This window comes from Pseudomonas sp. E1BtOHC1 (genome assembly GCF_058744285.1).
The window spans coordinates 2813839-2836588 of the sequence record NZ_CP196023.1 but is presented as its reverse complement, the minus strand read 5'-3'; the positions used below and the strand labels follow the sequence as shown (position 1 = coordinate 2836588).

Sequence of the window (22750 nt, the reverse complement as noted above, 5' to 3'; positions counted from 1 at the left end):
CTTTGATTTATCTGGGCTGCGGCAAATTCAAACAAACGTTTGTATTGGACGCTGAGAGTGGTGTAGATATAATGCGCCGCCCAGAGAGAAAGGTCGGCCGTCCTCCCCTTCTCCCCCCATGCGCGATGGGAGAAAGCGGGGATGCAACGCCAAACCTCCAATTAGAAAAAACCGTTGAGCCTTGAGTAGGAGATAGCCTAGTGGAACGCGAATACATGGAATTCGACGTGGTCATCGTCGGTGCCGGCCCCGCAGGCTTGTCCGCCGCTTGCCGCCTTAAGCAGAAGGCCGCTGAAGCCGGTAAGGAAATCAGCGTCTGCGTGGTTGAAAAAGGCTCCGAAGTCGGTGCTCACATCCTTTCCGGTGCCGTGTTCGAGCCTCGGGCCCTGAATGAACTGTTCCCGGACTGGAAGGAACTGGGCGCCCCGCTCAACACCCCGGTCACCCGCGACGACATCTATGTCCTGCGCAGCGGCGAAACCTCCACCAAGGTTCCAGACTTCTTTGTGCCCAAGACCATGCACAACGAAGGTAACTACATCATTTCCCTGGGCAATCTGTGCCGCTGGCTGGCCCAGCAGGCCGAGAACCTGGGCGTGGAAATCTACCCGGGCTTTGCCGCCCAGGAAGCCCTGATCGATGAAAATGGCGTGGTCCGCGGAATCATCACCGGCGACCTGGGTGTCGACCGTGAAGGCCATCCGAAAGACGGTCTCTATACCCCAGGCATGGAACTGCGCGGTAAGTACACCCTGTTCGCCGAAGGCTGCCGTGGCCATATCGGCAAGCAGCTGATCAAGCAGTTCAACCTGGACAGCGACTCCGATGCCCAGCACTACGGCATCGGCCTCAAGGAAATCTGGGAAATCGATCCGGCCAAGCACCAGCCGGGCCTGGTGGTCCACACCGCCGGCTGGCCGCTGGAGATCATGGGTAACGAGAACACTGGCGGTTCCTTCCTCTATCACCTGGAAAACAACCAGGTCGTGGTGGGCCTGATCGTCGACCTGTCTTACGCCAACACCTATCTGTCGCCGTTCGACGAGTTCCAGCGCCTCAAGCATCACCCGGTGCTCAAGCAGTACCTGGAAGGCGGCAAGCGCATCAGCTACGGCGCCCGCGCCATCTGCAAAGGTGGCCTGAACTCGTTGCCGAAGATGGTATTCAAGGGCGGCGCCCTGATCGGCTGCGACCTGGGCACCCTGAACTTCGCCAAGATCAAGGGCAGCCACACTGCCATGAAGTCCGGCATGCTGGCCGCCGATGCGGTGGCCGACTCGCTGTTCACCGGTTCCGAAGGTGCTGATGAGCTGAAGGGCTATGTCGACTCGTTCAAATCCAGCTGGTTGTACGAAGAACTGTTCGCCAGCCGCAACTTCGGCCCGGCGATCCACAAGTTCGGCGCTATCGTCGGCGGCGGCTTCAACTGGGTGGACCAGAACATCTTCGGCGGCAAACTGCCCTTCACCCTGCGTGATACCAAGCCGGACTACGCCTGCCTGAAGCTGGCCAAGGACTGCGCGAAGATCGACTACCCGAAACCCGACGGCAAACTCAGCTTCGACAAACTGAGCTCGGTGTTCATCTCCGGTACCAACCATGAAGAAGAGCAGCCTTGCCACCTCAAGCTGACCGACCCGAGCATCCCTCTGGGCCGCAACCTGCCGCTGTACGACGAGCCTGCTCAGCGTTACTGCCCGGCCGGCGTGTATGAAGTGATCACTCAGGAAGACGGCGAGAAGCGCTTCCAGATCAACGCCCAGAACTGCGTGCACTGCAAGACCTGCGACATCAAGGACCCGGCCCAGAACATCACCTGGGTCACCCCGGAAGGTGCTGGCGGCCCGACTTATCCGAACATGTAAGTCACCGCGGTACAAAAAAGGCCCCCTTTATGGGGGCCTTTTTCATGCTCGGGATTCGCTGGCACAGCCCCCTGTAGGAGCCGGCTGCCGGCGAAGCCCCCCCAAGCCTTGATCCGGCCCAAGGGCGCATTCGTTGGCAAGGCAACTCCTACAAGGTGCGCGGAGTTTTCAGGCGGCGCGCTCATCCCCGGGATTACGCTCGAAGTAGCGCTTGTACTCGCGACTGAACTGCGAGGTGCTCTGATACCCCACACGATGCGCCACCTGAGCCACCCCCAGCCCCTCCCCCAGCAACAGTTGCTGAGCCTTGAGCAGCCGCAAACGCTTGAGGTACTGCACCGGCGAAAGCAGGGTGCTGCGCTTGAAATGCTCGTGGAAGGTCGAGGTGCTCATGTTGGCGCAGCGGGCCAGAGTCTCGACGTTCAACGGCTCGGTGTAATGCTCGTGCAGATGATTGAGCGAAGCGGCGACCCGGGCGAACTGCCCCTGCTGTTCCACCAGCGCCCGCAACGCATCGGCCTGGGGCCCGCGCAAGGCGGCGAAGAGCAATTCGCGTACCCGCGACGCCCCCATGATCTTGCACTCCAGGGGATCCTGCAGGCAGCGCAGAAGCCGCTCCACGCAGCCGCGCATATGATCGTCGAGTACCGCCGAAGTCATGGACTCCAGAGTCTGCGCCGACGCCGCACGGCCCTCGGTGATGCCCATGGCCAGCACCAGTTCTCCCAGGACCGCCCGGTCGATGGCGATGGAAACCCCCAACAGCGGTGCATTGGGCAGGGCGAAGGTTTCACATTCGAAGGGCACCGACAGGGCCTGGATCAGGTAGTGCCCGGCGCCATACTCCAGGGTCCGCGTCCCCAGGTACGCCAGCTTGCTGCCCTGAACGATGACCATCAGGCTCGGCTCGTAGATCTGCGGTCCCCGGGCCACATCCCGGCTGGCCCGCAGGATCTGCACGCCCGGCAAGGCGGTAGCGACGAAACCCTCGCGACTGGCAAGGGGCTGAATCAGCGAAACCAGGGTGGCGTTGGCGTCCAGATGACGAGTCAGCAGCATGCAGAAATCTTCACGAAAAAAGGGATGAAAACATCATCGCAGGTCTGCTGGCCAATGCCGTGCAAAAACCGCCAATGCCGGAGGAATAGGCATGACATGCCGAGGAATCGCCATGGTTGCCCTCAGGCTCGACGCCGAGAATGCACCGCCTCACTTGTCAGCGTTTTTGCGAGGTTCATCATGTACACCGCCATCGGTTATGCCGCCCAATCGGCCACCACTCCCCTCGCCCCCATGAGCTTCCAGCGCCGCAGCCCCCGTGCGGATGACGTCGCCATCGAGATCCTCTACTGCGGCGTCTGTCACTCCGACATCCATCAGGCTCGCAACGAATGGGGTATCGCCGTCTACCCGTTGATGCCAGGCCACGAGATCGTCGGCAAGGTCACCGCCGTCGGCGCCAATGTCAGCAAGCACAAGGTCGGCGACCTGGTGGGCGTCGGCTGCATGGTCGACTCTTGCCGCCACTGCGAAGCCTGCGCTGCGAACCTGGAACAGTACTGCCTGGAAGGTCCGACCATGACCTACGCCACCCCGGATCGGGTCGATGGCAGCAACACCATGGGCGGCTACTCCGACAGCATCGTGGTCAGCGAGCACTTTGTCGTGCGCATCCCGGAGAAACTCGACCTGGCCAGCGCAGCACCGATTCTCTGCGCCGGCATCACCACCTACTCGCCCCTCAAGCACTATGGCGTCAAGGCCGGTGACAAGGTAGGGATTCTCGGCATGGGCGGCCTGGGCCACATGGGCATCAAGTTCGCCAAGGCCCTGGGCGCCGAAGTGACCCTGTTCACCCGCTCGGCGAGCAAGGCTGAAGAAGCCCGCCGCCAGGGTGCGGACCACGTGATCGTGTCTACCGATGCGGCCCAGATGCAGTCGGTAGCCGGGCATTTCGACTTCCTCCTGGACACCATCCCGGTGCCCCACGACCTCAATCCCTACCTCGACACCCTGCGCTTTGACGGCGTACACATCCTGGTGGGCCTGATCGAGCCGGTGGACCCGGCACTGCACGCCGGCAAGCTGGTGATGAGCCGTCGAGTACTGGCCGGATCGCTGATCGGCGGCATTGCCGAGACCCAGGAAGTGCTGGACTTCTGCGCCGAGCACGGCATTACCTGCGATATCGAAATGCTGGATATTCGCCAGATCAATGAGGCCTACGAGCGCATGATCAAAGGGGGTGTGAAGTACCGCTTCGTGATCGACATGGCGACCTTGAAGGTCTGAATCTCGATGCCATGACGCTCCGGCTTGTCGCTGGGAGGCGCTCCACGGAGTACGCCTTCGTCGGCAAGCCGGCTCCTACAGCGGCCAGCAGACGTCAGCCCCGAGCGAAAGCCCGCAGCACTTCGCCGTCCATGCGGTACTTGACCCACTCCTCCTGAGGCTGCGCGCCCAGGGACTTGTAGAACTGGATCGCCGGTTCATTCCACTCCAGGACACTCCATTCGAAGCGTCCGCAATCGTTGTCACAGGCGATCTGCGCCAAGTGCCGCAGCAGTTGCTTGCCCGCCCCGCCACCGCGCTGTTCCGGGGTGATGTAGAGATCCTCCAGGTAGAGGCAGTTGCTGCCCAGCCAGGTGGAATAACTGAAGAAAAACACCGCAAAGCCGATCGGCACGCCGTCACGCAAGCAGATCAGGCCGTGGGCCGTGGCACCTTCACTGAACAGGCTGCGCTCGATATCGGCGACGCTGGCAATCACTTCGTGACGAGCCCGCTCGTAGTCGGCGAGTTCAGTGATGAAAGCAAGAATCTGTGGGGCATCGCTGGGCAGTGCTGGACGGATTACGACGGTCATCGACGGTTCTCTTGGCGGAATCAGGCGGCCATATTAGAACGACAGCCGAAATACATGCACGGGCATTTACGCGCTGCTGATTCCTCGACCCGAGGCTTACTCCGCTATCGACTAACCATGAGGCCTGCAGGATCACAACAAACAGCGCAGAGGGCCATGTTAGAAAGCCTCCCACGACTACAAGCATAAGAGAGAGGCGCTTTCATGTCCGTGCGGACTATGCAGGAATCCAGGGCCCCGGGCCCCTTGTTCGGGTTGTTTTGTCTGGGCAGCTATCTGTTGTCGCTGTCTTACGGTTCGACCTTTCTCCTGTCCTTGCTGATCAGCAGCCGCGGCGGCAATGAGCACAACGCCGGCAGCGTGATTTCGGCAGCGATGCTCAGCACCTTCGTCGCGGTGATCGGTTCCGGGCACCTATCGGACTGGCTCGGCGCCGCACGTTCGGTGGCGCTGTTCGGCTGCCTGCTGGCCCTGGCCAGCCTGGGCTTTGCCCTGACCCCCGGGTTCGGCGACACCCTGCTGCTTTTCGGCCTGACCCTGGGCCTGGGCTGGGGAGTGTTCTACACCCTGGGGCCGATCATCGTGGCGATGCTGGTGGAGCCCGCGCAACGGGCCCGTTACTTCGCCCTGCTGTCGGGCAGCATGATGACCGGCATAGGTTCCGGGCCGCTGCTGGGACGTCTGGGCAGCGCCCTGGGCTATCCCGTGACCAGCGCTTTTTTCATTGCAGCGGCGGCCAGCCTGCTGGGGGTGCTGATCTTTTGGCGACTGGGCGCCCGCTTGAGTCGCGAACCCAATCACCTGGGCACTGCGGCAGCCCGGATCACCTGGAGCGGTGCAGCACGCGTGCTGTCTTCCAAGGCCCTGTGGCCAATCCTGATGGTCGGCCTGGGCGGCTGCGTGTTCGGCGGGCTGTCGAGTTTCCAGACCAGCTACGGACCGTCCCGGGGCGTGGACTATTCGCTGTTCTTCCTCGGGTTCATGAGCGCCGCCATCGCCAGCCGGATGCTGATCGCCGGCATTGTGGTCAAGCGTGACCCCTATCGCGCTTGCTGCTTGCTGTCGGGGTTGATGGTGGTGTCGATCCTGCTGTTCCTGTTTGTCGTCGACAGCAGCACCAGCTACCTGCTGGCCGCAGTGATACTGGGGGTTGGCTATGGCCTGACGTACTCGGTGATCAACGGCATGGCCGCCAACGAAGCACCTGAGGGCAGCACCTCGCAGGCACTGCTGTTGTTCAGCCTGTCCTACTTTGTCGGGGTGTTCGGCTTTCCCTGGCTGGCTGGACGGATCATTGTCGAGGCCGGCATGCAGGCGCTGCTGTTCACCGTACTGGCCGTTGCCCTGCTGAACTGGTTGATCAGCCTCGGCCGCCTGGGCTGGCGCCGAGCGTTGCAACTGCGTATGGCCCACAATCCATAGCGCCGTTCGTCGATAATCCGGCACCAACCCCACGCCAGGGCAGACCAATATCAGGTAGCGACTCTAACAATGGAGGCAACACCATGATCAAGGTCCAACTCTCAGCCCTGGCCCTGGCCGGACTGTTGTCCAGCGCCGCCCTGGCGGGCACCACAGGCCCCACCAATCCGGTAGAAGGCCCACAATCCCCAGCCCCCCAGAGCACACCGAAGATCAACATCAACCCGCCGGCCATGGACGAAGGCTCGCTGCCGCCGGCCACCGGCACCGACCCACGAATCCAGGGCAACGACAACGGCCGCCAGGGCGGCGCCGGCACCCTGGATGCCACGACTCCGGATAACGGCAAGACCGGTAGCGGATCGAAAACCACCACCGGCGGCGCAGGCTCTGAAGGCAGCAGCCAGTAACATCTGCCGCCGGTGCAATCCAACTGGCCCTGCGCAAGGCTGGCTGAAGGCCCATCAGGCCCGCAACATTGCGTCCACTTCAGCGCTGCACGGCGCGGTGGCCGGGCCACGGCGGGTCACCGCGATAGCCGCCGCCGCATTGGCCCGACGGGCCGCTGCCAGCGGTTCATGACCCGCAGCAAGCGCCGCAACGAAGACACCGGCATGAGCATCGCCGGCACCATTGCTGTCCACTGCTTCGACCTTGAACCCCGGCACCAGAACAGACCGCCCCTGCTGGCCGATCCAGCAACCCCGGGGGCCGTCCCGCAGTACCAGCAAGGCTTTGGGCGACAACAGTGAGCCGAGCTGCTGCAAGGCTTCGACAATCTCCGAGCTGGCACTCAAGCGCAGCGCCTCGACTCGGTTACTGCTCCAGATATCGATACGTGGCAGCAAAGCCGCCATCAACGGAGAATCCGCCGATTCCACCAGCGGCCCCGGGTCGAACATCAGAGGCACCGAGGGTGGCAATGCCAGCAGCCAGTCGACCAGGGCCTTTGCCTTGCTCGCCTGAAGCAGGCTGTAGCCACTGACGTAGAGGTAGTCCCCCGCCCTCACCTCGACCTGCGCCAAGTCTTCGACCGTTAGCTCGCCCTCGGCACCGATATGGGAAATGAAGGTGCGCTCGGTAGAGGCTTCAGTCAGGGCCACGCATAGACCGGTGTCGGCCCCCAGACTGGGTTCCAGGCTCATCTGGATGCCTTCGGCCTGCATCGCCTGCCGCGCCAGCTCACCAAAGCGCCCCTGGCCGTGACGGCCGAGATAGACCACTGGCAGGCCATTACGCGCGGCCGCGGCCATGACATTGAAACCGCCACCAGCCTCGAAACTGGCCGACTGTGCCAGCACATCACCGCCAGAATCCGGCAGGCGATCCACCGCCATCACCAGGTCGACGATCACCTGGCCACTGTGGAGCAATCTAGGCATTGGCATTCTCGACGAAAGCCCCACGCCGGTCGCGGGCGCCGCCCAGCAAGCCATAACCACCGCCGGCCACGAGAAAGGTGACGATCCAGCCCAGACCGTTTTGCCCCAACCAGGAATCGGCCAATGGCCCGGTGAACCAGACATCCTCGGCCGTGGTGCCAATGCTGGTGAAACAGAAGCCCAGGACGATGGCCAGCACCCAGGCACCAAAGGCCCGCCATTCGATGCCGCCCTGATACCAGTAAGCACCGCTCGGGCCCATATTCAGTAAATCATCGGCGCTGTAGTAGTGGCGATGGATCAGGTCCACCACGAAGATCCCCACCCAGGCCGTGATCGGCACCGCCAGCAAGGAAATGAAGCTGATGAAGGGGCCGTAGAAACTGTCGGCGATCAGCATGAAGTAGATCGAACCCAGGAAGATCGCCACGATCTCCACCAGTACCGCGTAGACCCGCTTGACCTTGAGGCCCAGGGTCAGCACGGTGAGACCGGCGGAATACACCGACAGGTTGTTGGACAGCAGCAGGCCACCAAAGGCGGCGATCAGGTAAGGCACGGCCATCCAGGTTGGCAGCATGTCGCGGATCGCGATGATCGGGTCCACCGCTGAAGCCAGATGATCATTGCCGACCGACAGCAAGCCTCCCAAGGTGATCAACAGCACCAGCGGGATACCGGCACCGAAGGCCGCCGAGGCCACCAGCCGTCCGGCGGTGACCGAACGTTGCTGATAACGAGACATGTCTGCCCCAGAGCTGGCCCAGCCGATCCCGGTGCCTGCGGCCATGGTGCCGATGCCGATGATCATCGCGCTCATGGGCGCGGGGGAGGCATTGAACACGGCGTTCCAGTCGATGGTGGCACAGAGAAAACCGCCCACCAGTATGTTCAGCGCGCCGAATCCATAGGTGGCCCACTTCTGGATCACCAGCAACGTGGCATGGCCCAGACCGGACACACTCAGCGTCATGAGCACAAAGAGGCCGATGAACAGCAGGGTCAACAGCGGCGCGTCCTTGGCCGAGGCCGGGGTGTGGAACAGGATCGAACTCAGGGACAGCAGAACAAAAGCTGCGGTGGTGGTATTGACCGTCTCCCAACCGACTCGCGACAGCATGGACACCAGGGTCGGACCGATATTGCCGCGCACACCGAAAATGGCCCGGGACAGGGTCAGGCTCGGCGCCCGACCACGACGACCGGCCACTGATATCAGCCCGACCACCGCGAACGACCCCACCGAGCCCAGAATCGCCACCAGCAGCACCTGCCAGATCGACAGGCCGCGAAACGCTACCAGGGTCGCCCCCAGGGGCAAGCCGAGAATACTGATATTGGCCGCGAACCAGACCCAGAACAGCTGCAAAGGATGGCCGTTGCACTCCGCTTCCGGAACCGGCTCGATGCCACGGGTTTCCAGTTGCCCGGCACCAGGCCCGACGGTCGATGAACTCATGAATAAGGCTCCTGTTGCCATTGTTGTGGTTTTTGGCAATTTCGGAAGTCACTGAACATCCCGGCATTCCTGGCCGCGTTTTTTAGCTTTCCATAGCCATGGGTGTTGTCAGAGCAAGATGGCTCAGCGCAGAGCCAGCAGCTCTTGTACCAGAGGCTGCAGATCCAGTTCATTGACCTGCTGCACCCGGTCGATCAAATCGCTGGGCCACGCCTCCAGTCCGAGGCAGGCGCCGAGCATGGCCCCAAGAATCGCGGCAATCGTGTCGGTATCGCCCCCCAGGCTGGCAGCCATGCACAAGGCCTCGAAGGCTTCCAGATGCCCCAGCGCCACTTGCCCGGCCAGGGCAAAGCTGGTCACCACCGACTCCTGGGAAGCCACCGAGGTACCCACCAGCTCATAGAGCATCCGGGCAAACCCCTGCTTGTCGCCATCCACGCTCAGCGTGGCGGCCCACTCCAGGCGCGCGGCAATATTGGCACCGGCGACCCAGTACCCTTGAGCCTGCGCCTGCCGGGCAATCTGCACCCCAAGGGGCAACGCGTCGGCCAGGCATGTGCCATTGATCCCGGCCGACACCACCGCCGCCACCGCCGCTGCACTGGCGATACCCAGGCTGGTGTTGTGGGTGACCTGGCACGCCTGGACCACTGCCTGGATGAAACCGTCGGAGTGGCCGACATCGCTGGCGATGCCCACTGGTGTGATACGCATCGCGGCGCCATTGGTGGTGCCGTAGCGGCCGGCCTCTTCCACCGAATGGCCAGCGAGGATCAGTTCAATCGCGTGTTTGGTGGAAGGGCCGAGCAGGTCCTGGGAGCCTTTGGCCTGCATCGCGGCTTCCCATTCGATGAGGCTCCTGGCCAGCGCAGTGGGAGCGATCCGGCCTTGGCCCTGGACCAGTAGGCGGCCCACCAGGATCGCCTGCTCGGTATCATCGGTAATGGAACCGGCTGGCATGTTCGCCGCGATCGGCTGGTCCGGGCCGGCATCTTCCAGGCTACGGATAGCGCCGAAGCGCTGCTGGATCTGTTCACGACTCAGGGACTGGGTCGGCATGCCCAGGGCATCGCCCAGGGCCAATCCATAAAAAGCTCCAAGCGCCCGCCGGAGCAGGCTCACCGCGACTCTCCAAATTGCAGGTGCATGCGAAAATGCTGCGGGTCCAACAGGCTCTCCACCTGCTCCATGAAGCGTCCCTGACGGTCATAGGTGGTGCGCAGGGCCTTGAGGAACACCTCCCCGGGAGCACGGCCCAGTAGCTCGGCGTCTTCGGCACTCAAGGGTTCAGCGCCGATCCACTGATCGCCACGCTCGCCGATATAGCCGTAGGCGGCCAGGGTAATGGTCAGAGAATCATCGATCAGGCCAACCCGGGGCAGGCCTTCAAGCTCGCCGGATGCCGGGATCAGGGAACGTTCAAGGGATAGCACCCGGCCCTCGGTGCTGCGACGGCGACGGTCCAGGGCAATGAATTGGTCTGTGCCCAGGCGGTGCTTGAGGTCGGGACGGCAGATCGCTTCCAGGCGCAACACCTCGGTATTGACCAGCGCTCCGCTGTCGGCCAGGGCCTGGGCCCACCCATGATGCTGGTCCAGGGCCACACCGTCGAAGGTGACGATGGAGCCGACGCCGCTCTGTGTGGCGATGTAGTTGCGACGCTTGAGCTCGGCCAGGGCCTCGCGCAAGGTGCCGCGACTGACACCGAACTCCTCGGCCAACTGGTGCTCCCCCGGAAGCTGGAAGCCGTCTTCCATCAGACCGCTTTCAATGCGCCGGATCAGCTCGTCGACCACTCTTGTTTTCTTATCGAATCGGACATGTTTGATCATGTCCGGTTTGATACATGAAAGGTCGGATCAAGAGCAAGAAATATCTTCTTACATCAGCTTGAAACGTCTGCCTGAGGCTCAAGACCTATGGGGAAAAACGTTCCGCTGCTCCACACGCCCAACCAGCTCTGTCCATCAAGGGTGCGCGTCTGCGCCAGCTCCACCAATTGGTAGAAGACGTTGCGATGGATCAGCGCCTCAAGATTGTGTCGCACCAGAATATAGGGCGCGGGCTCCTGGGTCTGAGGATCGATCACCACGCGCAAGGGATGTTCAGCGCTGGCAACCACCTGTTCATCGACATGAGTGGTGAAGCGCAGCACCTGGCTTTCGCCCTGCCCTTCGACCTCCAGGGTCACGGCAACGAAGGGTGCGTCATCAACCTTGATCCCCACTTTCTCCACCGGAGTGATGAGAAAGTACTGGTCGCCATCGCGACGGATGATCGTGGAGAACAGCTTGACCATCGGCTTGCGGCCGATGGGTGTGCCCAGGTAATACCAGGTCCCGTCGCGAGCGATGCGCATGTCGATATCGCCGCAGAAATCGGGGTTCCACAAGTGGACCGGCGGCAGGCCCTTCTCGGCCTTGGGAATCTGCGCCAACAGGTCGTTGGCCTTGCCTGGTCCACTCATACCGCTCTCCTCAATCAATCAGTCGCTCAAGCCCAGCAAACCGCGGGCGTATTGCTGCAACGGCGGGCCGAGCAGATCCTGGGGCTTGTTGTCGTGGAACGTCAGTAAACCGCCACGACTGCGAATACGTGCCGAATCGATCAGATACTGGGTACTGGTTTCGATCAGCATGATCTGGATGGTACTGGTATCGACCCCCAGGCGGTCGACGGCTTCCTGATCCAGCCACTCATCGGAGTTGCCGATACGGTCATCCGCCTTGGCAAAACGGGCATAGAGCAGATAATGCGCCCCCAGTTCCCGGGCTTCGGCCATGGCTTCGTTGAGGCCTTCGGCTGCACGGGCGCGACGCACCATGGGGAAATATTCGATAAAGCCGTTGAAGGCTTCCTCCGCTACCACGTTGGGTCGCGGGTAAGCGCTGCCTGGGGGAGCAAAAGGCCCCTGGGCGATGAAAATGAACGAATCCGGCTGAATGCGAAATGAGCTGGTACGGCGGGTGTCACTGTGGTCGAGCACCCCAGCGTCACTCAAGTGATAACGCACCCCTTCGCCCATATCACTGACATTCATGCAGCCGCCGAGCGCCAAAAAGGCCAGCAGCAAAACCAGGCTACGCATCCTACCCTCCAAAATCCGGTGACGGAAAACCGGCGAATGGCCACGGGATGCAGCTTCCGCGCCAGCTACGCGATTGAAGGAAATTCACTGAAGATCAGCCTCACCCACCGATGATCTTCATCACCGTGGCACCACCGGAAAAGGCCACATCCTGCTTGTCTCCCAAGGCCTTGACCAACAAGCGCTGTAGGGCCGGCAAGGCTTGATGGCGCGGCTTGTCCAGCAGATCGCCAACATAGTGACGATTGCTCGAAGACAGGCAGCCGTGCAACCAGCCAGTGGAAGACAACCGCAGGCGCGAGCAGGTCCGGCAGAACGGCACACTCTCGTTGGCAATCACTCCGAAATGGCCAAGGCCGGGAATCTCGTAGCGCACGGCCGTGGCATCCAATGGCGCGTCGGCCTGGAGGTAGTCGTAACGCTGGCCGATCAAGTCCAGCAACTGTTGCAGGCTGACAAACTGCTGCAGGAAAGCATTGCCATCACTGGCCAGGTGGCCCATGCGCATCAATTCGATGAAGCGCAATTCATAGCCCTGCTGCAGGCAGTAGTCGAGCAACGGCATGACCTGATCCAGGTTCTGTCCGCGCAACGGCACCATGTTGACCTTGATCTTCAACCCCGCCGCACGAGCTTGCTGCATGCCATCCAGCACAGTGGCCAGATCCCCGCCGCGGGCGATACTGCGAAACGCCTTGGCATCCAGAGTGTCGAGAGAAACGTTGATTCGACGGATCCCTGCGTCCAGCAACAATGGCAGCTTGCGCGCCAGCAACTGGCCGTTGGTGGTCAGACTGATGTCATCCAGGCCCATCCGCCCCACCGCCCCCATGAAGGCTTCCAGCTTGGGGCTGACCAGGGGTTCACCGCCGGTGATGCGCAAGCGTTCGATGCCAGCCGCTTCGATCAGATACGCCACGCCCCGAGCCATCGCCTGGGCCGACAACTCATCCTGGGCAGCCACCAGCCGCTTGCCGTTGGGCACGCAGTAGGTACAGGCGTAGTTGCAGGCAGACGTCAGACTGATCCGCAAGTTGCGAAAGCGCCTGCCTTGACGATCAACGATCATGGATGACTCCGGCGTAAGAAGGGAGAACCGGCAAAACCTGACTCAAAAATCAGGTTTTAGCAAGTCCCATGCCTGAGTATATTCCTCGGACACAGCGCCATACAGTTACCCGATGGCGCAATACAACGGGCAAATGCCTCAGCCGTTGGAAGTGTCGGGGTCGCGCTTGCGCTTGTTACCCATGCGCACGCCAATGTCCATCAGGAACTGGAAGAAACCTTCCTGATCCTCAAGCACATTGCTCCAGAACGGCGAGTGGTACAGCGCCACAGCACCGTGCACCAGCGCCCAGGAAGCGCAGTAGTGGAAGTAAGGCGGCACGTCTTCCAGCTTGCCTTCGCTGATGCGGCCCTTGATCAGCAGGGTCAGGCGCTCGAAGTTGGAAGCACGGATCTTGTGCAGTTCCTCGACCATCTCCGGCACCTGATTGCCCTTGACCACCTTCTCTTCCAGGCGGTCGAACAACCGGTAACGCTGCGGATCGCGCATGCGGAACTCGAAGTAGGCCCGGGACAGTGCCTCCTTGTCCTTGTCGACATCGGCAGAGTGCAGCAGCTCGTTCAGGTCGCGCTCATAATCGAGCATCAGGCGCAGGTAGATCTCCGCCTTGGACTTGAAATGCTTGTAGATGGTCCCTTTGCCGATACCCACGGCATCCGCAATCATCTCGACGGTGACGCTGTCTTCACCTTGTTCGAGGAACAGCTTGAGCGCGGTATCGAGAATTTCTTGCTCACGGCGACGAAACTCACGGACCTTACGAGGTTCTTTCTGCATAAGAAAAGGTCTGTTCGGGGTCAAAATCGAAGCCGCGTATTATGCCTAACTTGCACCAAAATGCACGGATCATCCGTCGTTGCCACTGTTTCTGACGTAAAAGCCCACTAGACGAAAGGACGCAGATGCGTCGCAAACATCCGGAAAATCCAGTGAATACGGGGCCGGCAAGTGGTTCAAATAGAAAACATCGATAGCTACAAAGCCTCGGATCAGACCATAAAGTCTCGCTTTTTCTGTAATCAGGTCTCGATACCAGCCTCTGCCCCACACTCGACGAAAACTCTGCAATGAGTCGCAATGGCTTCACTGCTTCGCAGGAGTGTTGCCATTATCAGCACCAGGAAATATCACCGATGTGCCTCGAAAGAGCCATCCAGGACAGGCGACAGGTCTGAAAGTATCGATGCCATTGATGGGGATCAGGCTTCCGGGAAATTAAACTGCAACAGCTTGTGTGTTTAACAGGGCGGGGAAAATCGTCTAAATCGCGCAAATTTTGCAAAAAAAGGCTGATATTTGATGATTTTCAGCGAAGTAAGCCCTAAAACAGGGCAAATGAGAACTCAACCGAAGCGCCCGTATTCCAAATTTGTTTAAAAAACGAGCAGGGCCAACTGGACTGAATGCAATAGTGATCAATACTTGAACTGTCGGCGGGACATCTCCCCCAAGTGAAACGCCGATCAAGGTACCGAAGGACCGCGTGCCTTAGTTTTACTCCTAATGGTCTTAACCCGGATTCACCCCCCAGAACCCGGGTTTTTTTTGCCTGGAATTTGCCCTCCCACGCACTGGCGGCTCAGGCCTCGCCCTTGACTCGCGCCAGGGGAAACAGACGCTTGAAGTTGGTCGTGGTCTGTTCGGCAAAGGCGTCATAGGCTTCGCCCCGCAGCATCGCCAGGAACTCCGCCACTTCACGTACGTACTGCGGCAAGTTGGGCTTGCCGCGATAGGGAATAGGCGCCAGATAAGGCGAATCGGTTTCCACCAGCAAGCGATCGGCAGGCACCTGCCGCGCCACATCGCGCAACGCGTCGGCATTGCGGAAGGTGACAATGCCCGACAGAGAAATATAGAACCCCAGGTCCAGAGCCGCCTTGGCCATGCCCCAGTCCTCGGTGAAGCAATGCAGTACGCCGGCATTGGGCAATGCCGCTTCACGCAACAGCGCTAGCGTATCGGCCCGGGCACCGCGGGTATGCACTACCACCGGCTTGCCAGTCTGCTGCGCAGCCTGCAGGTGCAAGCGGAAGGACTCCTGCTGCAACTCGGCAGCTTCCGGCTCGTAGTGATAATCCAGGCCGGTCTCGCCGATGGCCACCACCCGCGGGTGGTTCAATTCGTCCAGCAACCAGTCCAGCGCCGGTGCCGCCCCCGGTTGCACATCCAACGGATGCACCCCCACCGAACAATCGACGTCGTCATAACGCTCGGCCAGGGCTTTGACGTCCGCCGCGTTGTCGGCACTGACGCCAATGCACAGAAAATGCCCGACACCGCGCTGACGGGCCGCCTCAAGCGCGGCATCCAGTGAGCCGTCGTGGGCGGCAAGGTCGAGACGATCAAGGTGGCAATGGGAATCTACGAGCATAAGAGGCTGCAACTACATCCGATAAATGAAAGGGCCGGACTGCACAGTCCGGCCGGATACAGGCTTGATTCTAGGTGTTGCCCGTCAGCGCTGGGTAGGCAGCGCCGACCACTGCACCAACAGCGCTTCCAACAGCAACACGCGGTTAAGGTTGGCCTTGCTCAGCACCTTTTGCCGCTGGGCCAGGATCCAGTCCTGGATCGCCAGCACCTTGTCCTGGCTGGACTTTTGCGCCAGGTACTGCAGCACCTTGCGCATGTCCTGCAAACCCAGGCCGTCTTCGTCCTGGGTCAGTTGGTACCGCAGGATCAGGTTCGACCAGTCACAGAACCAATCGAACAGCAGCAACAAGGGAATGGCATTCCAGGCCTCGGCCAACTGGGTTGGCGACTGTTGCTGCTTGAGCAACTTCTTCACCCCCTCAACCACCAACGCCCGCTGCTCACGCACGCCTTGTGCCTGCAGGCCGACGGCAGCCAGCGGCGATCCCGCTGCCAGGGTCAGCAGCTCCAACCGCTCCTCCTCGGTGCATTCGGGCAAGGCCTGGGACAGCCACTGCCGACTCATTGCCGAGCTGGGCAATGGGCACGCCTGCTGTACACAACGGCTCTTAATGGTGGGCAACAGCCGGCTGGGCTGATGGCTCACCAGCAACAACACAGTGTCGCCTGAAGGCTCCTCAAGGCTTTTCAACAAGGCGTTGGACGCATTGATGTTCATCGACTCCACCGGCTCGATCAGCACCACCTTGCGCCCGCCCAGTTGCGCAGTCTGGACCACGAAGCTCACCAGATCACGAACCTGGTCGACCTTGATCGCCTTATCCGCCTCTTCGGGCTCCAGCACGTAATTGTCCGGATGACTGCCCGCCTGCAACAACAGGCACGACTTGCACTGACCGCAGGCATCCAGCCCATCGGGGCGCTGGCACAACAACCGCGCCATCAGGCGCTCGGCCAGGGCCCGCTTGCCAATTCCCGCCGGGCCGTGCAGCAGGTACGCGTGAGCATGCTGCGCGCGCCCCGCCAACTGCTGCCAGAGGCCGTCCTGCCAGGGGAAGACTTCAGCCACGGGCGCGCTCCAGCAATTGTGGCAGCAAGGCATCCAGGGACTGCTGGACCTGCGCCAGTGGCTGCGCCGCATCCACCAGGAAATAACGCTGTGGAGCAGCTTCGGCGCGCTTCAGGTAAGCCTCACGGACCTTCTGGAAAAACGCCTGGCCTTCCTGTTCGAAACGATCCAGCCGGCCACGGGCACTGGCGCGGGCCAGACCGACGTCCACCGGCAGGTCAAAAACCAGGGTCAGATCCGGGCGCAGCTCGCCTTGGACGAAATCCTCCAGGGCAGCGATGCGCGCAAGGCTCAGGCCACGACCAGCACCCTGATAGGCGTAGGTCGAATCAGTGAAGCGGTCGCACAGCACCACCGCGCCCCGGACCAATGCCGGGCGAATCACGGTGGCCAAGTGCTGGGCGCGGGCAGCAAACACCAACAGCAGCTCGGTATCGGCATTCATGACCTCCTCACCCGGAGTCAGCAACACTTCGCGAATCCGTTCAGCCAAGGGCGTGCCACCAGGCTCGCGAGTCAACACCACTTCGATACCTGCGGCGCGCAAACGCTCGGCGAGGTACTCGCGGTTGGTGCTTTTGCCGGCACCTTCCGGGCCTTCCAGGGTAATAAACAAGCCAGTCACAGGCAGTCCTTAATCAGAGTCATTGCGGGCTTTTCAGCGCGGGTTCGGGCTCCACCGGAGTGGGAGCTACAGCCGGCTCAGGCGACGCTGGCGGCGAGCTCTCCGGAGCCGCCTGAGGCGCGACTGCCGGCGCCGGACTCTCGGCTTCGGAAGCAGCCGGAGCAGTTACAGGCGCCGGGCTGGAACGATAGTCGGCGCGACGCTTGAGCTGAAATTCGCGCACGGCGCTGTTATGGGCATCCAGATCATCGGAGAACACATGGCTACCGTCGCCGCGGGCCACAAAATACAGGCTCTTGCCCGGTACCGGATTGAGAGCGGCATGAATCGCCTCGCGCCCGACCATGGCAATCGGCGTGGGTGGCAAACCGGCGATCACATAGGTGTTATAGGGTGTGGCTTCCTTGAGGTGCGCCCGGGTCAGCTTGCCGGTGTAGCGCTCGCCCAGGCCATAGATCACTGTAGGATCGGTCTGCAGCAGCATGCCGATCTGCATGCGCCGCACAAAAACCCCGGCGATCTGTCCACGCTCCTGGGGCACGCCGGTTTCCTTTTCCACCAGCGACGCCATGATCAGCGCCTGATAGGGGTCGCTGTAGGGCGCATCGTCCGCACGCTTGCCCCACTCCTTGGCCAACACTTCGTCCAGACGATCGTAGGCCTTCTCCAAGAGTTCGGCATCAGTCATGCCCCGCACAAAACGATAGGTATCGGGGAAGAAACGCCCCTCGGGAAACACGCCGCCGTGACCGAGTTTCTCCATCACCTGGCTGTCGCTGAGACCAGCCAGGGTCTGTTGCAATTTGTCGCTCTTGGCCAGGGCACTGCGCACCTGACGGAAGTTCCAGCCCTCCACCAGGGTCAGGCTGTACTGCACCACCTCGCCTCGCTGCCAGAGACCGATCAGGCCTTCGGCAGTCATGCCCGGAGTCATACGGTACTCGCCGCTGTGCAAAGGCTGGCCCGGCAAGTTGAAACGCCAGTACAGGCGCAGCCAGAACGCATCCTGGATCACGCCATCAGCCTGCAGACGATTGAAGGTTCCGGTGGGCGTAGAACCGGCGGGAACATCAAGCAACTGCTCCTGACCCAGGTTCAGCGGTTGTTCCAGGGCCGAGTGCAGTTTCCAGGCACTCGCGCCCAGCAGCAGCCCTGCCAGGACCAGTCCGGTTTCCAGCAGGAGCAGAAGTTTACGTCTCACGAATCAAGCATCCAGTAGTGCGCGGGTAATGCCCTGCAGTTTACGGGTGAGCGGTCCTGTCGACCAGCGCATCCCGGCGCAGGCACGCACCGGCCAGATGCCATAGACACTGTTGCAGACAAAGACCTCGTCCGCCTGTTGCAGTTGATCGAGACTGATATCCGCCACTTCAACGGGGATGCCTTGTGACTTGGCCTGAAACAAAATTTCAGCGCGCATCACTCCTGCCACACCGCAGCGGCTCAGATCAGCCGTCAGGAGACTTCCTTGGCTGACCAGAAACAGATTGCTGAATACGCCTTCGATCACCCGTCCGGCACCATCAAGCATCAAGCCTTCGGCGTGCTCGGGATCGCGCCATTCAGCGCGAGCCAGAACCTGTTCAAGGCGATTGAGATGCTTGAGGCCCGCCAACAGCGGTTGCTCGGATAAACGCGTGACACAAGGAAATAGCACAACCCCCTGATCGGCATGAACCGCAGGATAGGCCGGCAAAGCGCCGCCCTGGAGAATCCGCCGCGCAGCGCCTGCAGGATCGGCGGCATATCCTCGCAGACTGTCGCCCCGGGTCAGGATCAGCTTGAGCACGCCCTCACCCAGAGCGGCCGCATAGGCCAACACTTCACTGCGGATCAGCGACTGATCCGCATTCAGAGCAAGACGTCGACAGCCTTCGGCCAGACGCTGCAGATGCCGCTCCAGCAGTTGCGGCTGCCCGGATCGGACAGCGATGGTCTCGAACAGACCATCGCCATAGGCCAGGCCGCGGTCCTTGAGCGACAGTGCGTCAGCCGGCCGACCGTCGACCCAGCTATGCATCACTCGGAGAACCGGCGGAACACCAGAGAGCCGTTGGTGCCACCAAAGCCGAAGGAGTTGGAGAGCACCACATCGATGTCCATGCTGCGCGCAGTGTGCGGCACAAAATCGAGGTCACAGCCCTCATCCGGTTCATCCAGGTTGATGGTGGGCGGCGCGGCCTGACTGTTGATTGCCAGTACGCTGAAGATCGCCTCGATCGCCCCGGCAGCACCCAGCAGGTGACCGGTCATGGACTTGGTGGAGCTGACTGCGAGCTTGTAGGCATGGTCGCCAAACACGCTCTTGATCGCTTCGGCCTCTGCCAGGTCACCGGCCGGAGTCGAAGTGCCATGGGCGTTGATGTACTGCACTTGATCGACATTGAGCTTGGCGTCGCGCAAGGCGTTGGCGATGCAGCGAGCGGCACCGGCACCATCGGCGGGCGGCGACGTCATGTGATAGGCATCGCCGCTCATGCCGAAGCCGATCAGCTCAGCGTAGATCGTGGCGCCACGGGCCTTGGCGTGCTCCAGCTCTTCCAGAACCAGCGCGCCGGCGCCGTCGGACAGCACGAAACCGTCACGACCCTTGTCCCACGGCCGGCTGGCGCGGGTCGGCTCGTCATTGCGAGTCGACAGCGCACGGGACGCACCGAAGCCCCCCATGCCCAGGCCACAGGCGGCCATTTCGGCGCCGCCGGCAATCATCACGTCGGCTTCGCCGTAGGCGATGTTGCGCGCAGCCATGCCGATGCAATGGGTACCGGTGGTACACGCCGTTGAAATGGCGTAGTTCGGCCCCTGGGCACCCAGGTGGATGGACAGGAAGCCGGAAATCATATTGATGATCGAGCCAGGCACGAAGAACGGAGAAATCCGTCGTGGTCCGGAATCGTGCAGGATGCGGCTGGTTTCTTCGATATTGGTCAAACCGCCAATACCTGACCCCATGGCCACGCCAATGCGCTCACGGTTGGCATCGGTCACTTCCAGGCCGGCGTTACGCACCGCCTGAAACCCGGCCGCCAGACCGTATTGAATGAACAGGTCGAGTTTGCGGGCCTCTTTGACCGACAGGTATTCCTCGACATTGAAGCCCTTTACCGAGCCGCCAAAACGGGTGGAATAGGCAGAAAGGTCGGTGTGTTCGATCAGACCAATGCCACTTTGGCCAGCCAGAATGCCCTGCCAGCTACTCGGTACATCCGTACCCAGTGGCGACAACATACCCATACCGGTGACTACGACGCGTCTACGCGACACAGCACTCTCCTTTTTCTAATGACGACACTTTGTATCAGGCCTAAAGAAAAAACCGCACGCCGTAACGGCAGTGCGGTTTTTCCATGACAGCAAAAGACGACTACAAACGATTAAGCCTGGTGGCTGGTAACGTAGTCGATAGCTGCTTGAACGGTAGTGATCTTTTCAGCTTCTTCGTCAGGGATTTCGGTCTCGAATTCCTCTTCCAGAGCCATCACCAGCTCAACGGTGTCAAGGGAGTCGGCACCCAGGTCTTCAACGAAGGAAGCGGTGTTCACAACTTCTTCTTCTTTAACGCCCAGTTGCTCAGCAACGATTTTCTTGACGCGCTCTTCGATGGTGCTCATACCTTGTTTTCACTCCTAATGGACAAATTCAGGCAGCTGGCCAGTGGGTAAGTGTATAGAAAGGCTTTTCAGCTTTTCAACTGAAAGCTTCATCCCTCAAACCCTTTGGCCATCTGCCTATAAATTGATTGCAGCTTTATAACGGATTTTAGACAGCTCGTATGACATTTTTTTGAAGCAATCCGTCACATTTGACTCACATATACATCCCGCCGTTGACCGGGATTGTAGCCCCAGTAACGTATGCCGCACCGTCGGATGCCAGAAAAGCGACCACTTGCGCGATCTCTTGAGCCTGACCCAGACGACCCAGCGGAATTTGCGTCAGCAGGGCTTCACGCTGTGCTTCCGGTAGCTCGCGGGTCATATCGGTATCGATAAAACCTGGAGCAACCGAGTTTACAGTGATCGACCGCGAACCCACTTCACGCGCCAGGGCACGGCTGAAACCTTCCAGACCGGCTTTGGCGGCGGCGTAGTTTACTTGGCCTGCGTTGCCCATGGCACCCACAACCGAGCCAATACTGATAATTCGACCCCAACGAGCCTTGGTCATGCCACGCAGAACGCCCTTGGACAGGCGATACAGACTGTTCAAGTTGGTATCGACCACGTCATACCACTCGTCATCTTTCATGCGCATCATCAGGTTGTCGCGAGTGATACCGGCATTGTTCACCAGAATCGCTGGCGCACCGAACTGCTCGGTGATGCTGGCCAGGACCGCAGCCACGGACTCGTCGCTGGTGACATTGAGCTCAAGACCAGTGCCTTGAATGCCGTTTTCCTTGAGGGTGGCGGCGATGCGCTCGGCCCCCGAAGCGGAAGTGGCAGTACCCACTACAGTGGCGCCCATACGCCCCAGCTCAAGCGCGATGGCCTGGCCGATCCCACGGCTGGCGCCGGTCACCAGTGCAACTTTACCTTGCAGACTCATGCAAGCTTCTCCTAGTTCAGGCCAACGCTGCACGAGCGGCAGCGAAAGCATCTGGGGTATTCAGGTTAGAGGTCGATACGCCTTCAGCGCAGCGCTTGTTGAGACCGGCAAGGACCTTGCCCGGACCGCACTCGACCAATTGGGTAGCGCCTTGGGCCGCGAGGGTCTGCACCGACTCGACCCAGCGCACTGGCTTGTACAACTGCTCCAGCAGGTCGCGCTTGAGGGTGTCCAGATCGGCCGCTACAGCGGCGCTGACATTCTGCACCAGCGGAATCTGCGGAGCCTGCCAGTTGATCGCAGCAATCGATTCAGCGAAACGCTCAGCCGCAGGGCGCATCAGTTCGCAATGGGATGGCACGCTGACCGGCAATGGCATGGCACGCTTGGCACCACGAGCCTTGCAGCCCTCAATGGCACGATCCACCGCAGCCTTGGCACCGGCGATGACCACCTGGCCCGGGGAGTTATAGTTCACCGCGCTGACGACTTCGCCTTGTGCCGCTTCAGCACAAGCGGCAACTACGTCGGCGTCGTCCAGGCCAAGAATCGCAGCCATGCCGCCCTGCCCCGCAGGCACGGCTTCCTGCATCAACTGACCACGGCGCTCCACCAGCTTGACCGCTTCGGCCAGGGTCAGGCTACCGGCGGCTACCAGGGCACTGTATTCACCGAGGCTGTGACCCGCGACGAAGGCCGGACGCGCACCGCCCTCAGCCAGCCATACGCGCCACAGGGCGATGGAGGCAGTGAGGATGGCCGGTTGAGTCTTGTCGGTCTGATTGAGCAGCTCTTCGGGACCTTGCTGGGTCAGAGCCCAGAGGTCGTAGCCCAGAGCATCGGAGGCTTCTTTGAACGTGTCGAGGATCAGCGGGTACTGCGCGCCCAGCTCGGCCAACATGCCGAGGGACTGCGAGCCCTGTCCTGGAAAGACGAATGCGAGGGATGCAGACATGTAACAAGCCCCTAATGATCTTGTCGTCG

The 22750-nt window shown here is 61.1% G+C and carries 23 protein-coding genes; 4 read left to right on the top strand and 19 right to left on the bottom strand.

All coding sequences use genetic code 11. The features are described 5' to 3' along the window. The first annotated feature begins 200 nt into the window (after positions 1 to 200). Positions 201 to 1865 (top strand): electron transfer flavoprotein-ubiquinone oxidoreductase, encoded by a 1665-nt coding sequence (locus tag ACSSVC_RS13085; RefSeq protein ID WP_346631879.1) that lies wholly within the window; start codon positions 201 to 203, stop codon positions 1863 to 1865. A 168-nt stretch (positions 1866 to 2033) separates the two neighbouring features. On the opposite strand, the gene ACSSVC_RS13080 is transcribed toward ACSSVC_RS13085, so the two are convergent. Next, entirely contained in the window at positions 2034 to 2924 is an 891-nt protein-coding gene (locus tag ACSSVC_RS13080) for an AraC family transcriptional regulator (RefSeq protein ID WP_346631880.1), read from the bottom strand. Between the two features lie 180 nt (positions 2925 to 3104). On the opposite strand from ACSSVC_RS13080, the gene ACSSVC_RS13075 reads away from it, so the two are divergent. Beyond that, positions 3105 to 4157 (top strand): NAD(P)-dependent alcohol dehydrogenase, encoded by a 1053-nt coding sequence (locus ACSSVC_RS13075; RefSeq protein WP_346631881.1) that lies wholly within the window; start codon positions 3105 to 3107, stop codon positions 4155 to 4157. Positions 4158 to 4251: 94 nt separating this feature from the next. Here the strand turns inward: ACSSVC_RS13075 and ACSSVC_RS13070 are convergent, their stop codons facing one another. Further along, the gene (locus ACSSVC_RS13070; protein ID WP_346631882.1) at positions 4252 to 4731 is read right to left on the bottom strand and encodes a GNAT family N-acetyltransferase; all 480 of its coding nucleotides are present in this window, start codon (positions 4729 to 4731) and stop codon (positions 4252 to 4254) included. Positions 4732 to 4935: 204 nt separating this feature from the next. Between ACSSVC_RS13070 and ACSSVC_RS13065 the strand changes: the two genes are divergently transcribed. Both ACSSVC_RS13065 and ACSSVC_RS13060 read left to right on the top strand, forming a co-directional pair. Continuing rightward, positions 4936 to 6153, top strand: coding sequence for an MFS transporter (locus ACSSVC_RS13065; RefSeq protein WP_446440163.1), 1218 nt, complete (start codon positions 4936 to 4938; stop codon positions 6151 to 6153). Positions 6154 to 6236: 83 nt separating this feature from the next. Then, positions 6237 to 6563 carry a hypothetical protein gene (locus ACSSVC_RS13060; protein ID WP_346631884.1) on the top strand — a complete coding sequence of 109 codons (327 nt, stop codon included), beginning with the start codon at positions 6237 to 6239 and terminating at the stop codon, positions 6561 to 6563. A 54-nt stretch (positions 6564 to 6617) separates the two neighbouring features. Here the strand turns inward: ACSSVC_RS13060 and ACSSVC_RS13055 are convergent, their stop codons facing one another. The 17 genes from ACSSVC_RS13055 to fabD form a co-directional block, all read right to left on the bottom strand. Further along, positions 6618 to 7535 (bottom strand): PfkB family carbohydrate kinase, encoded by a 918-nt coding sequence (locus ACSSVC_RS13055; RefSeq protein WP_492612350.1) that lies wholly within the window; start codon positions 7533 to 7535, stop codon positions 6618 to 6620. Continuing rightward, entirely contained in the window at positions 7528 to 8994 is a 1467-nt protein-coding gene (locus ACSSVC_RS13050) for a purine-cytosine permease family protein (RefSeq protein WP_346631886.1), read from the bottom strand. The genes ACSSVC_RS13055 and ACSSVC_RS13050 overlap by 8 nt, the downstream gene beginning before the upstream one ends. Before the next feature lie 123 nt (positions 8995 to 9117). Continuing rightward, entirely contained in the window at positions 9118 to 10116 is a 999-nt protein-coding gene (locus ACSSVC_RS13045) for an ADP-ribosylglycohydrolase family protein (RefSeq protein ID WP_346631887.1), read from the bottom strand. Further along, complete coding sequence (locus ACSSVC_RS13040) at positions 10113 to 10826, bottom strand: GntR family transcriptional regulator (protein ID WP_346631888.1); 714 nt, start codon at positions 10824 to 10826, stop codon at positions 10113 to 10115. Before ACSSVC_RS13040 ends, ACSSVC_RS13045 begins: the two co-directional genes overlap by 4 nt. Before the next feature lie 53 nt (positions 10827 to 10879). Then, a complete protein-coding gene (locus ACSSVC_RS13035; RefSeq protein ID WP_346631889.1) occupies positions 10880 to 11461 on the bottom strand; it encodes a DUF1285 domain-containing protein in 582 nt (193 codons plus the stop codon). 18 nt (positions 11462 to 11479) lie between these two features. Then, complete coding sequence (locus tag ACSSVC_RS13030) at positions 11480 to 12082, bottom strand: DUF4823 domain-containing protein (protein ID WP_102863903.1); 603 nt, start codon at positions 12080 to 12082, stop codon at positions 11480 to 11482. A gap of 100 nt (positions 12083 to 12182) precedes the next feature. Then, entirely contained in the window at positions 12183 to 13151 is a 969-nt protein-coding gene (locus tag ACSSVC_RS13025) for a GTP 3',8-cyclase MoaA (protein ID WP_346631890.1), read from the bottom strand. Positions 13152 to 13289: 138 nt separating this feature from the next. Continuing rightward, positions 13290 to 13928: a TetR/AcrR family transcriptional regulator gene (locus ACSSVC_RS13020; protein WP_159897239.1), complete on the bottom strand. Its 639-nt coding sequence runs from the start codon at positions 13926 to 13928 to the stop codon at positions 13290 to 13292. An 802-nt stretch (positions 13929 to 14730) separates the two neighbouring features. Next, complete coding sequence (locus ACSSVC_RS13015; protein ID WP_404938787.1) at positions 14731 to 15522, bottom strand: TatD family hydrolase; 792 nt, start codon at positions 15520 to 15522, stop codon at positions 14731 to 14733. Between the two features lie 84 nt (positions 15523 to 15606). Beyond that, positions 15607 to 16593 (bottom strand): DNA polymerase III subunit delta', encoded by a 987-nt coding sequence (locus tag ACSSVC_RS13010; RefSeq protein WP_446440161.1) that lies wholly within the window; start codon positions 16591 to 16593, stop codon positions 15607 to 15609. Further along, on the bottom strand, positions 16586 to 17218 hold the full coding sequence (tmk, locus tag ACSSVC_RS13005) for a dTMP kinase (RefSeq protein ID WP_404938783.1): 633 nt from the start codon (positions 17216 to 17218) through the stop codon (positions 16586 to 16588). The genes ACSSVC_RS13010 and tmk overlap by 8 nt, the downstream gene beginning before the upstream one ends. Before the next feature lie 19 nt (positions 17219 to 17237). Beyond that, positions 17238 to 18419: an endolytic transglycosylase MltG gene (mltG, locus tag ACSSVC_RS13000; protein ID WP_404938781.1), complete on the bottom strand. Its 1182-nt coding sequence runs from the start codon at positions 18417 to 18419 to the stop codon at positions 17238 to 17240. 3 nt (positions 18420 to 18422) lie between these two features. Continuing rightward, positions 18423 to 19238, bottom strand: a complete 816-nt coding sequence (gene pabC / locus ACSSVC_RS12995; protein WP_404938779.1) for an aminodeoxychorismate lyase — start codon at positions 19236 to 19238, stop codon at positions 18423 to 18425. Then, positions 19238 to 20482 carry a beta-ketoacyl-ACP synthase II gene (gene fabF / locus ACSSVC_RS12990; protein WP_011060119.1) on the bottom strand — a complete coding sequence of 415 codons (1245 nt, stop codon included), beginning with the start codon at positions 20480 to 20482 and terminating at the stop codon, positions 19238 to 19240. The genes pabC and fabF overlap by 1 nt, the downstream gene beginning before the upstream one ends. A gap of 110 nt (positions 20483 to 20592) precedes the next feature. Continuing rightward, positions 20593 to 20829, bottom strand: a complete 237-nt coding sequence (acpP, locus tag ACSSVC_RS12985; RefSeq protein ID WP_003175607.1) for an acyl carrier protein — start codon at positions 20827 to 20829, stop codon at positions 20593 to 20595. A gap of 196 nt (positions 20830 to 21025) precedes the next feature. Beyond that, a complete protein-coding gene (gene fabG / locus ACSSVC_RS12980; protein WP_011060118.1) occupies positions 21026 to 21766 on the bottom strand; it encodes a 3-oxoacyl-ACP reductase FabG in 741 nt (246 codons plus the stop codon). A gap of 16 nt (positions 21767 to 21782) precedes the next feature. After that, entirely contained in the window at positions 21783 to 22721 is a 939-nt protein-coding gene (gene fabD, locus ACSSVC_RS12975; protein ID WP_016968270.1) for an ACP S-malonyltransferase, read from the bottom strand. Between the last annotated feature and the right edge of the window lie 29 nt (positions 22722 to 22750).

Coding starts and splice junctions, on each gene's coding strand:
- ACSSVC_RS13080 (WP_346631880.1), bottom strand. CDS start 2,924: ATGCTGCTGACTCGTCATCTGGACGCCAACGCCACCCTGGTTTCGCTG.
- ACSSVC_RS13075 (WP_346631881.1), top strand. CDS start 3,105: ATGTACACCGCCATCGGTTATGCCGCCCAATCGGCCACCACTCCCCTC.
- ACSSVC_RS13070 (WP_346631882.1), bottom strand. CDS start 4,731: ATGACCGTCGTAATCCGTCCAGCACTGCCCAGCGATGCCCCACAGATT.
- ACSSVC_RS13065 (WP_446440163.1), top strand. CDS start 4,936: ATGTCCGTGCGGACTATGCAGGAATCCAGGGCCCCGGGCCCCTTGTTC.
- ACSSVC_RS13060 (WP_346631884.1), top strand. CDS start 6,237: ATGATCAAGGTCCAACTCTCAGCCCTGGCCCTGGCCGGACTGTTGTCC.
- ACSSVC_RS13055 (WP_492612350.1), bottom strand. CDS start 7,535: ATGCCTAGATTGCTCCACAGTGGCCAGGTGATCGTCGACCTGGTGATG.
- ACSSVC_RS13050 (WP_346631886.1), bottom strand. CDS start 8,994: ATGAGTTCATCGACCGTCGGGCCTGGTGCCGGGCAACTGGAAACCCGT.
- ACSSVC_RS13040 (WP_346631888.1), bottom strand. CDS start 10,826: ATGATCAAACATGTCCGATTCGATAAGAAAACAAGAGTGGTCGACGAG.
- ACSSVC_RS13035 (WP_346631889.1), bottom strand. CDS start 11,461: ATGAGTGGACCAGGCAAGGCCAACGACCTGTTGGCGCAGATTCCCAAG.
- ACSSVC_RS13030 (WP_102863903.1), bottom strand. CDS start 12,082: ATGCGTAGCCTGGTTTTGCTGCTGGCCTTTTTGGCGCTCGGCGGCTGC.
- ACSSVC_RS13025 (WP_346631890.1), bottom strand. CDS start 13,151: ATGATCGTTGATCGTCAAGGCAGGCGCTTTCGCAACTTGCGGATCAGT.
- ACSSVC_RS13020 (WP_159897239.1), bottom strand. CDS start 13,928: ATGCAGAAAGAACCTCGTAAGGTCCGTGAGTTTCGTCGCCGTGAGCAA.
- ACSSVC_RS13015 (WP_404938787.1), bottom strand. CDS start 15,522: ATGCTCGTAGATTCCCATTGCCACCTTGATCGTCTCGACCTTGCCGCC.
- pabC (WP_404938779.1), bottom strand. CDS start 19,238: ATGCATAGCTGGGTCGACGGTCGGCCGGCTGACGCACTGTCGCTCAAG.
- acpP (WP_003175607.1), bottom strand. CDS start 20,829: ATGAGCACCATCGAAGAGCGCGTCAAGAAAATCGTTGCTGAGCAACTG.
- fabG (WP_011060118.1), bottom strand. CDS start 21,766: ATGAGTCTGCAAGGTAAAGTTGCACTGGTGACCGGCGCCAGCCGTGGG.
- fabD (WP_016968270.1), bottom strand. CDS start 22,721: ATGTCTGCATCCCTCGCATTCGTCTTTCCAGGACAGGGCTCGCAGTCC.